Source organism: Pseudonocardia sp. (assembly GCF_050250275.1).
Classification (GTDB): Bacteria; Actinomycetota; Actinomycetes; order Mycobacteriales; family Pseudonocardiaceae; genus Pseudonocardia.
In genome coordinates this window covers 14,818-27,968 of sequence record NZ_JBFWOY010000051.1, presented here as the reverse complement: position 1 = coordinate 27,968, position 13,151 = coordinate 14,818, and the positions used below count along the sequence as shown (strand labels likewise).

The window sequence follows — 13,151 nt, the reverse complement described above, 5'->3', positions numbered from 1 at the left end:
CCGGAAGCTAAGCCCTCCAGCGCCGATGGTACTGCACTCGCCAGGGTGTGGGAGAGTAGGTCGCCGCCGACATCAAATGTGGGGATGGTCCCGGACTTCGGTCCGGGACCATCCTCTTTTTTGCGTTCTCACATTTTTGTCGGGGCGCGGCGTGGGATTTCCGCGGGGGCCGACATTCTTTCTCGTCGAAATCGACGGCCCGACGTCGATTCGTGCACGCGACTCCCGGCTCGTTCCGGACCTGGGCAGGTCATGTCCGGGCAATTCTGCCGCCCGAGCGCAGCGACGCAGAGCCGTCGGATCGTGCAGTGCGGGCCCGACGAGGTCCCTGCGCTGATCTTCGTCGCGAAGGCCGCGACCACCGGCCCGTTCGGCGCCGGTGCCCGAGACATGGCGGGCGACGGGGCGCGGACGACGAATTGTATTCTGAACAGCATGAGTATCGCGGATGGTTCCGACGATAACCGTCCGCGACGCGAACGTCGGGACGACGGCCGGACGGGTTCCGGGCGAACGTCGGGTAAGGATCGTCGAGACGGCTCCTCGCGCAGCCGCGGACAGGATCGTGTCGGTTCGGGCTGGGGCGGTCGCGACGACCGCCGCGGCAACGAGGGCAAGGCCCGGGACGACAGGCCCCGAGGCGACAAACTCCGAGGAGGCGACTCCCGCGGACGCGACGGTGACCGCCGGGACGACCGTCGGCCCGGGAACGACCGAGGCGGCCGCGACGACAGTCGTGGCGGCGGCTGGTCCAACGACCGTGGGAGCCGTGGCTCCTACGAGCGCGGCGCCGGCCGGTCCGGCGGATACGCAGGGGGACAGCGCAACCGCGACACAGACACAGGCCGTGCGAACGGTGCCGGCGGTCGAGGTGGCCGCTGGGAGGATCGTCGAGGCGACGGGGGCACCGGGCCCCGGCGCGACGACCGCGACTCCCGCGGTGGCGACTCCCGCGGGCCCCGCGGTGACGCCCCGCGGTACCGCCGCGACAACGACGACCGCGGTCCGCAGCGTGACCGTCCCCAGGGTGGGCGGCGTCGCGACGACCGCGACGGCGACCGTGGTGGGTCGTCGGGCGGCAGCTGGCGGGGCAACGACCGCGGCGAGCGCACCGACCGCGGGTTCGGCAAGCGTGACGACGACCGTCGTGGTGACCGCGGCGGGTACCGGCGCGACGACCGCGGTGGCCCCGACCGTCGCGACGGTGGCGCGGGCGAGCGTCGCGGCGGCGGCTGGAGCGGTCCCCGGCGCGACGACCGCGACTCACGCGGCCCCCGCCAGGGCGGCTACCGCGACGACCGCGGCGGCGAACGACGCTTCGAGCGCCGTGACGACCGGCCCCGTGACGACCGGCCCCGCGACGACCGACCCCGTGACGACCGGCGGGACAACCGCTGGGAGGACCGGCGCCCGGGTACGACCCACGACGACCGGGGGCGCGACGGCGGCCGGCGTCGCGACGACCGGCCCCGCCGTGACGACGGTGACCGTCGTGACGACCGCCGTGACGACAGGCCGCGTCGCGACGATGCCGCACGTGGTGGGGAGCGTCGTGACCGTTCCGACGACCGGCGCCCGCAGGGCGGCGGCTACCGCGACCGTGACCGGCAGGACGACCGTGGCCGGTCCGACCGTCGCGACGACCGTCGCGACGACCGCCGTGGTGACCGGCGTGACGACCCTGGGGGCGCCCGGGGCGGCGAGGGCTGGAAGCGCTACGACGACGGTGCCGACCGCCGCCCCGCACGCCGCGACGACGTGTCGGAGCGCACCGGTGGCCGTGGCCCGATGGGCGGCGCCGACTTCGCCCGCCGCGACACCGGCAGCACCGCGCCGACGGTGGATCGGGTAGAGGCCCGGACCGACGCCCCCGGCGCGGCACCCGCGTCCACCGACGCGCAGTCCACGGCGGCTGCGCCGTCGACCTCCGACACGGCGGCCCCGGCGTCGACTCCGAGCCCGGCGACGGGCTCGACCACGGCACCGGCCGACGGCCCCACGACGAACCCCGGCGACGACCGTGCCGCGGCCGACGCCCCCGCGTCCGCAGCGCCCGCGAGCGACGGCCCCACCGACGGCGCCGACCGGCCGCGGAGCGGGTCACGGGACGGCGGCGAGCGGCGCGAGTACCGGCCGCGGCAGGACCGCCCCCGTGAGGGCGGGTTCCGTCGCGACAGCGGCACGTCCCGGCGCGACGGCGACCGTCGCGACTCCCGCGGCTCCTGGGACCGCGACGGTGCCCGTCCCGGCCGTGGCCGTGACGACCGCCGTGACGACCGCAGGGTTCCCCGTCGCGACGACCGCCGCGACGACGAGCGCACCCACGTCCCCGCCCCGCCGCTGACCGACGAGATCGCGGCGTCCGACCTGGACTCGGACGTCCGTCGTGACCTGCGCGGGCTGCAGCGCGACACCGCCGAGACCGTCGCCCGTCACCTCGTGGCGGCGGGCTCGCTCGTCGACGACGACCCGCAGCTGGCGCTCGAGCATGCCCGCTACGCGCGTCGCCGGGCGTCGCGCATCGCGGTGGTGCGGGAGGCGTCGGGCATCGTGGCCTACCACGCCGGGGAGTGGGCCGAGGCGCTCGGCGAGCTGCGCGCGGCCCGCCGGATGGGGGGCGGGCCGGGTCACCTGGCCGTCATGGCCGACATCGAGCGCGCCCTCGGCCGGCCCGAGCGGGCGCTCGAGATCGCGCGCGGCCCGGAGGTCGCCGACCTCGACCCGGCCGACCGGATCGAGCTGGCCATCGTCGCCGCGGGGGCCCGTCGCGACATGGGCGAGCTCGACGCGGCCGTCGTGGGGCTGCAGATCGCCGAGCTCGACCCGGCTCGTCGCGACCCGTGGAGCGCGCGCCTGTTCTACGCACACGCCGACAACCTGCTGGCCGCGGGCCGGGAGGCCGACGCCGTGCAGTGGTTCGTTCACGCCCACGACGCCGACGCCGAGGGGGAGACCGACGCGGCCGCCCGCATCGCCGAGCTGACCGGCGACGAGCTCGGCACCGAGGACGACGTCACCTTCGGTGAGGAGGACTACCCCCTCGACGACCACTCCACGGGTGACGCCGAGCCGGTGTCCGACACCGATGATCGCGGTCACCAGGACGCCGACCCCGAGGACGGGGAGAGCGACGACGCGCAGGGTTCACCGGAGAAGCCTGCCGGCGTGACGGAGACGTCCGCCGCCTCCGGGACCGGTCCCGCGGCGGAGGACGCCGCGACGACAGGAGACACCGACGTGAACCCGGCACCGACGACCGAGGACCAGCAGGACGGCGGGGCCCCATGACCTCGCTGCTCGACCGCCACGACGTCCTGCTCTGCGACCTCGACGGCACCCTCTACGCAGGCCACGACGCCATCCCGTACGCGGTCGACGCGGTCGCCGCCGCGGCGGCCCGGGGGGTGCGCACGGCGTACGTCACGAACAACGCGTCGCGGCGTCCCGCGGAGGTCGCGGAGCATCTCACCGAGATCGGTTTCCCGGCGACGACCGACGACGTCATGACCAGCTCGCAGGCCGGTGCGGCACTGCTGGCCGAGCAGGTCCCGGCCGGCGCGGCCGTGCTGGTGGTCGGGACGGAGGCGCTTGCCGAGGAGGTCGCCCTCGTCGGTCTCACGCCCGTGCGGGAGGCGCCCGGGGCCGTCGCCGTCGTGCAGGGCCACAACCCCGACACCGGCTGGCGGATCCTCGCCGAGGCGTCGATCGTGCTGCGCGGCGGCGGGGTGTGGGTCGCCACCAACACCGACCTGACGCTGCCGACCGAGCGTGGCCCGCTGCCCGGCAACGGTGCGATGGTCACGGCGCTGAAGGTGGCGACGGGTCTGGAGCCGCAGGTCGCGGGCAAGCCCGGGCTGCGGTTGATGCAGCAGGCGGTGGAGCGCACGGGGTCCACGGCTCCGCTCGTGGTCGGCGACCGGCTCGACACCGACATCGAGGGCGGCCACACCGCCGGGCTGCCGACGTTGCACGTCCTCACCGGCATCAGCCGGCCCGCCGACGTGCTGGCGGCGGTGCCGCAGCAGCGGCCGACCTACGTCGCCGCGGACCTGCGGTCGCTGCCCCGCGACGCCGACGAGCTGTCGACGGCGGCCGTGCGCCCGGGCTGGACCGTCGAGGCCACCGGTGCCGGCGGGCTCGTCCTGTCCGGTGACGGCGCCGGTTCGCCCGAGCCGGGTCTCGACGCTCTGCGGTCGCTGTGCGCGGTGCACTGGGCGGCGGGGGGCGGCGCGTTCCGGCTCCACACCGTCGGCGACGCCGCGGGCATCGCGGCGGCGGAGCTGGGGCTGGCCACCGCCGTGGCCGACGGCGTTCGCGCCGGCACGCGAGGCTGACGGCACGTCCACGTCCCGTGCGGGGACCGTCCCGGCGGACGCACGGTCCGGGGCGGTCCCCGCACCGGCTACCGTGGCGGCATCCGTTGCCGTCCCGGGAGCCAGACAGCCATGACAGACCCGTCGCCGGAGCGACCGAGGCCCGTGCCCGGGCCGCCGCCCGGTGATCCACGCCCGGCCACGCCGCACGACCCCCGTCCGGCCGACGCCCGGCCGCTCGACGCGGTCCGGGCGTCGGTCGGCGCGGCGATGGCCGCGCTCGACGAGGTGGCCGCCCGCCCGGTGGCCGAGCACGTCGCGGCCTACGAGGCCCTGCACGCGGTGCTGGGCGACGCCCTTGCCGCGGGGAGTCCCGCCGCGTCGCCCGAGCGGCGGTGACGGCGATGGCAGCCCGGTTCCGCCTCGACGCGGAGATGGTGCGCCGTGGCCTCGCCCGCTCCCGCGGCCAGGCCGCGGAGATGATCGAGCAGGGGCGCGTGGTGGTGCGGGGTGTGCCCGCGGGCAAGCCCGCCACCCAGATCGACCGCGACACCCCGGTGCTGGTCGCGCAGACCACGGAGCGGGAGTGGGCGTCGCGCGGTGCGGCGAAGCTGCTCGGCGCGCTCGAGGTGTTCGACGTGCCCGTCGCGGGACTGCGGTGCCTGGACGCGGGCGCCTCGACGGGCGGGTTCACCGACGTCCTGCTCGACCGCGGCGCCGCGCGGGTCGTGGCCGTCGACGTCGGCTACGGGCAGCTGATCTGGCGGCTGCGCAACGACGACCGGGTCCAGGTCCACGACCGCACCAACGTCCGGGCGCTCACCGCCGACGACATCGGCGGCCGGGCGGCGCTCACCGTCGCCGACCTGTCGTTCATCTCGCTGCGCACGGTGCTGCCCGCGCTGGTGGCCTGCACGGAGGCGGGTGGCACGTTGCTGCCGATGGTGAAACCCCAGTTCGAGGTGGGCAAGGCCCGGCTGGGCTCCGGCGGTGTCGTCCGGGACCCGCGGCTGCGCCTGGACACGCTCATCGACGTCGCCGCGACCGCGCGCGGGCTCGGCCTGGTCGTCGTCGACGCGACGGCGAGCCCGCTGCCGGGGCCGTCCGGCAACGTCGAGTACTTCCTGCGGCTGCAGGCCGGAGCGGACGCAACGGACGCGGGCGACGACGTGCTCACCCGCGCGGTCGAGGAGGGCCCCCAGTGACCGGCACCCCGCCGACGGACGCACCGCGCGAGGTGCTGCTGGTCATGCACACCGGGCGCCCCACCACGCGGCGCACCGCCGCCGCGGTGGCCAAACGGTTCGCCGCCGAGGGCATCCGGCTGCGGATGCTCGACACCGAGCGTGACCGCCTCGACCTCGACCTGCCGGCCGGTTTCGAGCCGGTGCTGGTCCCCGAGGAGCCGGGCGAGGCGGCGGGCTGCGAGGTGGTCCTCGTCCTGGGTGGGGACGGCACGCTGCTGCGTGGCGCGGCGCTCGCCCGCACGTGCGGGGTCCCGGTGCTCGGGGTGAACCTGGGGCACGTCGGGTTCCTCTCCGAGGCCGAGGAGGACTCGCTCGACATGGCCGTCGACGCGATCATCGCGCGCGACTACAGCGTCGAGGAGCGGATGACGATCGACGCCGTCGCCCGTTCCAACGGGACCGAGCTGGGCCGGACGTGGGCGCTCAACGAGGTGTGCGTGGAGAAGGCGAGCCGCGAGCGGATCCTGGAGGTCACCCTGGAGGTGGACGGGCGGCCGGTGTCGAGCTTCGGCTGCGACGGTGTGCTGTTCGCGACGCCGACGGGGTCGACCGCCTACGCGTTCTCGGCGGGCGGGCCGGTGGTGTGGCCGCAGGTCGAGGCGCTGCTGCTGGTGCCCAGCAACGCGCACGCCCTGTTCGCGCGGCCGATGGTCGTCGCGCCGGACTCGGACCTCGCCGTGGAGGTGCACCCCCACGGCTCCGAGGCGATCCTGGACTGCGACGGACGGCGCACGATCGCGCTGCCGCCCGGTGCGCGCGTGGAGCTGTGCCGTGGTGAGCAGCCCGTGCGGATGGTGCGCCTCGACGGGCGCCCGTTCGCCGACCGGCTCGTCCGCAAGTTCGACCTCCCGGTGCGGGGCTGGCGTGGCTCGCGCCTGCCCGGGGACGACCGCGGCGACGACGACTGAGCTGTCCACAGCCGCGGGGCGGCGGGCGGTGCGCCGCGCTGCCTGTGGACGGTCGCGCACGTCGCGTCGGTGCGCGCCCGTACGCTTCGGCCCATGCTGGCCGAGATGAGGATCCAGGGCCTCGGCGTGATCGACGACGCCACCCTGGAGCTCGACCCGGGCCTGACCGTGCTCACCGGTGAGACGGGCGCGGGCAAGACGATGGTGGTCACGGGGCTGAACCTGTTGGGTGGCGGCCGCGCCGAGGCGTCGCGGGTGTCGGAGGGGGCGAAGCGCGCGGTCGTCGAGGGCCGGTTCGCGGCCGGTCCCGCCGCGCTCGCACTCGCCGAGGAGGTCGGCGCGGAGTCCGACGAGGGCGAGCTGATCGCCGTCCGCACCGTGTCCGCCGACGGGCGCTCGCGCGCCCACCTGGGCGGCCGGTCCGTCCCGGTCGGGGTGCTGGGCCGCCTCGCCGAGGCCTCGCTCGCGGTGCACGGCCAGAACGACCAGCTGCGCCTGCTGCGCCAGGCCGACCAGCTCGCCCTGCTCGACCGGTACGCGGGCGATGCGGTCGCGGGCCCGCTGCAGGCCTACCGGTCGGTGCGCGCGGAGTGGCTGAAGGTCACGGCCGAGCTGGTCGAGCGCCGCGACGGTGCGCGCAGGCTCGCCCAGGAGGCCGACATGCTGCGCCACGGCGTCGCCGAGATCGAGGGGGTCGCGCCGCAGCCGGGTGAGGACCGCGATCTGGTGCAGGAGGCCCGTCGCCTCGCCGCGGCCGACGACCTGCGCGAGGCGGCGGCGGCGGCCCGCGCGGTGCTCGCCGGGGCCGACGACGCGGCCACCGCGATGGACTCGCCGGGTGCTGTCGGCCTCGTGGGGCAGGCCCGGCACCGGATCGCCGCCGCGGGAGATCCCGAGCTCACCGCCCTCGACCCGCGGCTGGGCGAGGCGCTCGCTGTCCTCGACGACGTCGCCGCCGAGCTGACCGGATACCTCGACCGGCTCGACGCCGACCCCGAGCGCCTCGTCGCGGTGCTGTCGCGGCAGGCGGAGCTGAAGTCGTTGACGCGCAAGTACGCCGCCGACACCGATGGCGTCCTGGCCTGGGCGGCCGACGCGCGCGCCCGCCTCGACAACCTCGACACCTCCGACGAGGCCCTGGCCGCCCTGGCGGCGCGTCGCGACGAGCTCGGTGCCGAGCTGGCCGGTCATGCCGCCGCGCTGACCGCGGCCCGCACCGAGGCGGCCGGGCGGCTCGCCGCGGAGACCACCGCCGAGCTGGCCGGTCTCGCGATGCGCGACGCGTCGCTGACGGTCGGGGTCGCCCCGCGGACGGCGGCACCCGCTGCGGTCGACGCGGGGGAGGCGATCGTCGTCGACGGCGTACCCCGGGTGGCGGGCGGGTCGGGCACCGACGAGGTCGAGCTGCGGCTCACCCCGCACGCCGGGGCCGCCCCGCAGCCGCTGCACAAGGGGGCCTCCGGCGGCGAGCTCTCCCGCGTGATGCTGGCCCTGGAGGTGGCGCTGGCCGACGCCGACCCGGTGCCGACGATGGTGTTCGACGAGGTCGACGCCGGCATCGGTGGCCGCGCGGGTGTCGAGATCGGCCGCCGGCTGGCGCGGCTCGCGCGCAGCCACCAGGTCGTCGTCGTCACCCACCTGGCGCAGGTGGCGGCCTACGCCGACCGGCACCTGGTGGTGCACAAGGCCGGTAGCGGCGGGGTGACCCGCAGCTCGGTGCGCACCCTCGACGACGGCGAGCGCGTCGTCGAGCTGGCCCGGATGCTCGCCGGTCTCGACGACACGTCGTCGGGCCGGGCCCACGCCGAGGAGCTGCTGACGACGGCGGCGAGCGACAAGAGGTCGGCGCCGGCCGCGCCGCCGGCGCCGAAGGCCCGCCGCAGGCGCTGACCGGCACGGGCGCGACCATGCGTGACGGCGGCGGGTCCCGTCGTTGCGGCGGGGCGCGGTACCGGGCAGCGCCCCGGCCGCGTCGTCGTCGCGGGTGCGGGCGGTCGCGCCGTCCCGAACGGGTGACGATCGCCGCCCGGTGCGCCCGGCGTGCCTGCGCCGCATCGCCGGTCCCGGGTGTCACAGTGCGTGCATGAAGCTGTCCGGCCTGCTGAACCGCTCGCGACCCGAGCTGCCAGGGCTCGCCGCGACCGCCCGTGTCGACCGCCGCACCGACGCGCTGCTGCGGCGGGTGAAGCCGGGCGAGATCGCCGTCATCGACCAGATCGACATCGACCGCGCCACCGCGGACGCGTTGGTCGCCGCGCAGGTCGCGGCGGTGGTGAACGCGTCGCCGTCGATCTCGGGGCGCTTTCCCAACCTCGGCCCGGAGGTGCTGGTCGGCGCCGGCATCACCCTCGTCGACGGTGTCGGCGAGGAGGTCCTGCGCGCGGCGAAGGACGGCAGCCGGCTGCGGCTGCACGACGGGGTGCTCTACTCGGGTGAGACCGAGATCGCCCGCGGTGACGTGCAGGACGCGGACTCGGTCGCCGACGCGCTCGTCGAGGCCAAGTCGGGGCTGACCCACCAGCTCGAGGCGTTCGCCTCGAACACCACGGAGTTCATGCGCCAGGAGCGGTCGCTGCTGCTCGACGGGCACGGTGTGCCCGAGGTGGAGGTCGACCTCGCCGACCGGCAGGTACTCGTCGTCGGTACCGGGTTCGACCACACCAAGGAGCTGGCGCGGCTCAAGGACTACATCCGCGAGTACCAGCCGGTGCTGCTCGGTGTCGGCGCCGGAGCGGATGCGCTGCTCGCGGCGGGGCACCGCCCGCACCTGATCGTCGGTGACCCGGCGGAGGTGTCGACGGAGGCGCTCACGTGCGGCGCGGACGTCGTGGTCCCCGCCTACGCGGACGGGCACGCGCCGGGCCTGCACCGGGTGCAGGACCTCGGCGCGAGCGCGGTGACGTTCCCCAGCACCGCGAACCCCGAGGACCTCGCGCTGCTGCTGGCCCACCACCGGGGCGCGGCGATGATCGTGACGGTCGGGCTCGGCGCCAGCATGGCCGAGTTCCTCGACCGTGGCCGCTCGGGCAGCAACGCCTCGACGTTCCTCACCCGCCTGCAGGTGGGCGGCACGCTCGTCGACGGGCGGGTGATCGCGGCGCTCTACCGCAGCCGCATCTCCGCCGGGGCGATCGTGCTCATGATCGTGGCCGCCGCGGTGGCGGTCGTCGCGGCACTCGTCGTCTCCCAGGCCGGGGACGCGGTGCTCGACGTGCTCGTGCAGGCGTGGCGGGCCGTCGTCGGATGGTTCAAGGACGTGTTCGGGTGATTTCCCTGCGGTACCACGCGGTGTCCATCGCCGCGGTCTTCCTCGCGCTCGCGGTCGGGGTGTTCCTCGGCGCGAGCGGCCTGTCCGACCGGGTCCTGGCGGCGGTGTCGACGACCCGCGACGACCTCGGCAGCCAGGTCGACCGGCTGACGGTGCAGCGGGACTCGCTGCTGGCCTCGCAGGCCTCGGCCGACCAGTTCGCGGCGCGGATCGGCCCGTCGGTGGTGAAGGGGCTGCTGCCGGGCCAGACCGTCGCACTAGTGACGATCGGTGCCAGCGCGGCGGACCGGGACGCGGTCGCGACCCTGATCGGGCAGGCGGGCGCGACGACGACGGGCACCCTCGCGCTGACCGATGCGGTCACCGATCCTGCGCGCGCCGACCAGCTCCGCGAGCTCACCGCCCAGCTGCTGCCCGCGGGTGCGCAGCTGCCGGCGGCGGCGGACCCGGGCAGCCTGGCCGGTGGCCTGCTCAGCTCGGTCGTCGCGTTGCGCGACGGGCGGGCGCAGGCCGATCCGGCGCAGATCCAGGCGGTCGTGTCGGGGCTGGCGTCGGCCGGTTTCGTCACGCCCGGCGCGGTGCCGGCGCCCGCGAACCTCGTCATGGTCGTCACCGGGTCGACGTTCAGCGGTCCGGACGCCGGTGACGCCGCCGCCGTGCCGGCCCGGATGGCGACCGAGCTCGACCGCGGCGCCGCGGGCGCGGTGCTGGTGGGCCGGACCGGTTCTGCGGCCGCCACGGGCGCGGTGGGCGTGGCTCGTGCCGACCGGACCGCGACCGCAGGCCTCTCGACGGTCGACGACGTCGACACCGGCTCCGGCCGGGTCGCGGCGGTGCTGGCGTTGCGTGAGCAGCTCGACGGCAAGGCCGGGGCCTACGGGTCGGGCCCGAAGGCCGACGCCAGCGTTCCTGCCTGACGCGGGCCGCCGACCAGCGCAAGCACCGGGCGACCGGGGTCGACGACACGGAACCGGACGTTCCCGGTAGGCTGAAGTTCCGTGCAGCCTCGCGCCACGCGTCACCTGTTCGTCACCGGTGGGGTCGCGTCCTCACTCGGAAAGGGCCTCACGGCCTCAAGCCTCGGTCAGCTGCTGACCGCCCGCGGACTGCGGGTCACGATGCAGAAGCTCGACCCCTACCTCAACGTCGATCCCGGGACGATGAACCCGTTCCAGCACGGCGAGGTGTTCGTCACCGAGGACGGCGCCGAGACCGACCTGGACATCGGTCACTACGAGCGGTTCCTCGACCGCAACCTCCACGGCCGCGCCAACGTCACCACGGGTCAGGTGTACTCGTCGGTGATCGCCAAGGAGCGTCGCGGGGAGTACCTGGGCGACACCGTGCAGGTCATCCCGCACATCACCAACGAGATCAAGGACCGCATCCTCGCGATGGCGGACCCGGACGGGGACGGCGTCGTCCCCGACGTCGTCATCACCGAGGTCGGCGGCACGGTCGGCGACATCGAGTCGCTGCCGTTCCTGGAGGCGGCGCGGCAGGTCCGCCACGACGTCGGCCGGGACAACTGCTTCTTCCTGCACGTGTCGCTGGTGCCCTTCCTGGCGCCCTCGGGTGAGCTGAAGACGAAGCCGACCCAGCACTCGGTCGCGGCCCTGCGCAACATCGGTATCCAGCCCGACGCGCTGGTGCTGCGCGCCGACCGCGACATCCCCGACGGGATGAAGCGCAAGATCTCGCTGATGTGCGACGTCGACCTCGACGGTGTCGCCGCGGCCGCCGACGCGCCGTCGATCTACGACATCCCGAAGGTACTGCACCGCGAGGGCCTCGACGCCTACGTGGTGCGCCGGCTCGGGCTGCCGTTCCGCGACGTCGACTGGACGGTGTGGGGCGGCCTGCTCGACCGGGTCCACCACCCGCGGGAGACGGTGCGGATCGCGCTCGTCGGCAAGTACGTCGATCTGCCGGACGCGTACCTGTCGGTCACGGAGGCGTTGCGCGCCGGTGGTTTCGCGCACCGCTCGCGGGTCGAGGTCGTCTGGGTGCCCTCGGACGAGTGCGAGACGCCGGCGGGTGCCGCGGCGGCGCTCGAGGGCGTCGACGCCATCCTGGTCCCCGGCGGGTTCGGCATCCGCGGCATCGAGGGCAAGCTGGGCGCGATCATGCACGCCCGCACCCGCCGCGTCCCGACGCTGGGCCTGTGCCTGGGCCTGCAGTGCATGGTCATCGAGACGGCTCGCAACGTCGCCGGGCTCGACGGCGCCAGCTCCACCGAGTTCGACCCGGACACCCCGCACCCCGTGATCTCGACGATGGCCGGGCAGGTCGACGTCGTCGCCGGCGAGCGCGACATGGGCGGCACGATGCGCCTGGGCGCCTACCCGGCGTCGCTGGCCGAGGGCGGCGTCGTGGCGAAGGCGTACGGGACCACGGAGGTCTCCGAGCGGCACCGGCACCGTTTCGAGGTCAACAACGCCTACCGGGACCCGCTCGCGAAGGCGGGTCTGCGGTTCGGCACGTCGCCCGACGGCGGCCTCGTCGAGTTCGTCGAGCTGCCCGTCGACGAGCACCCGTTCTTCGTCGGGACGCAGGCGCACCCGGAGCTGAAGAGTCGCCCGACGCGCCCGCACCCGCTGTTCGCGGCGTTCGTCCGGGCGGCGCTGGACTACCGGGCGGCGGAGCGGCTGCCCGTCGAGGTGCACGCCCCCGATCCCGTCGAGCAGGTCCCCGACACCGCCGCCGAGGCCGGCGACACGGTGACGGCGTGACCGACCGGCACGCGTTCCCCGTCGAGTCGTCGGCCGAGGTCTACACCGGCCGCGTCATGGCCCTGCGCACCGACCGGGTGGTGATGCCGGGCGGGGGTGTCGCGACGCGGGAGATCATGGAGCACCCGGGCGCGGTCGCGATCGTCGCGGTCGACGACGACGACCGTGTCGTGCTGATCCTGCAGTACCGGCACGCCGTCGGCCGCCGGCTGTGGGAGCTGCCCGCGGGCCTGCTCGACGTCGCGGGGGAGGACCCGGCGCTCACCGCGCGGCGGGAGCTGGCCGAGGAGGCCGGTCTCGAGGCGCGGGACTGGTCGGTGCTCGTGGACATCACGCCGTCGCCCGGGTTCTCCGACGAGGCGGTGCGCGTCTACCTGGCGCGCGGGCTCACCGAGGTCGGTCGTCCCGACATGGGCGACGACGAGGAGTCCGACATCCAGGTGCGGCGTTTCCCGGTGGCCGAGGCGCTGACGATGGTGCTCGACGGCACGATCGTCAACGCCGCGACCGTCGCGGGGGTGCTGGCCGTGCACGCGCTCGGCGGGAAGGCGGGCCGTCCCGTCGACGCGCCGTGGACCGACCGCCCGACGCGTTTCGCGGCCCGCGCGGCCGCCCGCGCCGGGGACTGACCTCCAGCGCAACCTCACGGTCGTCACCGGGCCCCGGGACGACCGTGAGGTTGC

Annotated in this window: 11 protein-coding genes and 1 rRNA gene; all 12 read left to right on the top strand. The window is 75.5% G+C overall.

Features of this window, described 5'->3' with window-relative positions; genetic code table 11:
* Positions 1–72 (top strand): 5S ribosomal RNA (rrf, locus tag AB7F12_RS30170); the annotation flags it as partial.
* A 376-nt stretch (positions 73–448) separates the two neighbouring features.
* Complete coding sequence (locus AB7F12_RS30165) at positions 449–1,852, top strand: hypothetical protein (RefSeq protein WP_428518056.1); 1,404 nt, start codon at positions 449–451, stop codon at positions 1,850–1,852.
* A complete protein-coding gene (locus AB7F12_RS30160) occupies positions 1,759–3,288 on the top strand; it encodes a hypothetical protein (protein WP_428501694.1) in 1,530 nt (509 codons plus the stop codon). The genes AB7F12_RS30165 and AB7F12_RS30160 overlap by 94 nt, the downstream gene beginning before the upstream one ends.
* Positions 3,285–4,334: an HAD hydrolase-like protein gene (locus tag AB7F12_RS30155; RefSeq protein ID WP_428501695.1), complete on the top strand. Its 1,050-nt coding sequence runs from the start codon at positions 3,285–3,287 to the stop codon at positions 4,332–4,334. Before AB7F12_RS30160 ends, AB7F12_RS30155 begins: the two co-directional genes overlap by 4 nt.
* Positions 4,335–4,478: 144 nt before the next feature.
* Positions 4,479–4,712 (top strand): hypothetical protein, encoded by a 234-nt coding sequence (locus AB7F12_RS30150; protein WP_428501696.1) that lies wholly within the window; start codon positions 4,479–4,481, stop codon positions 4,710–4,712.
* Positions 4,713–4,717: 5 nt separating this feature from the next.
* The gene (locus AB7F12_RS30145) at positions 4,718–5,518 is read left to right on the top strand and encodes a TlyA family RNA methyltransferase (protein ID WP_428501697.1); all 801 of its coding nucleotides are present in this window, start codon (positions 4,718–4,720) and stop codon (positions 5,516–5,518) included.
* A complete protein-coding gene (locus AB7F12_RS30140) occupies positions 5,515–6,468 on the top strand; it encodes an NAD kinase (RefSeq protein ID WP_428501698.1) in 954 nt (317 codons plus the stop codon). The genes AB7F12_RS30145 and AB7F12_RS30140 overlap by 4 nt, the downstream gene beginning before the upstream one ends.
* A gap of 93 nt (positions 6,469–6,561) precedes the next feature.
* Complete coding sequence (gene recN, locus AB7F12_RS30135) at positions 6,562–8,358, top strand: DNA repair protein RecN (RefSeq protein WP_428501699.1); 1,797 nt, start codon at positions 6,562–6,564, stop codon at positions 8,356–8,358.
* A gap of 193 nt (positions 8,359–8,551) precedes the next feature.
* A complete protein-coding gene (steA, locus tag AB7F12_RS30130; RefSeq protein WP_428501700.1) occupies positions 8,552–9,736 on the top strand; it encodes a putative cytokinetic ring protein SteA in 1,185 nt (394 codons plus the stop codon).
* Complete coding sequence (locus AB7F12_RS30125) at positions 9,733–10,653, top strand: copper transporter (RefSeq protein WP_428501701.1); 921 nt, start codon at positions 9,733–9,735, stop codon at positions 10,651–10,653. The genes steA and AB7F12_RS30125 overlap by 4 nt, the downstream gene beginning before the upstream one ends.
* An 81-nt stretch (positions 10,654–10,734) precedes the next feature.
* On the top strand, positions 10,735–12,468 hold the full coding sequence (locus tag AB7F12_RS30120) for a CTP synthase (RefSeq protein WP_428517150.1): 1,734 nt from the start codon (positions 10,735–10,737) through the stop codon (positions 12,466–12,468).
* Positions 12,465–13,097 (top strand): NUDIX domain-containing protein, encoded by a 633-nt coding sequence (locus tag AB7F12_RS30115; RefSeq protein WP_428501703.1) that lies wholly within the window; start codon positions 12,465–12,467, stop codon positions 13,095–13,097. The genes AB7F12_RS30120 and AB7F12_RS30115 overlap by 4 nt, the downstream gene beginning before the upstream one ends.
* The last annotated feature ends 54 nt before the right edge of the window (positions 13,098–13,151 follow it).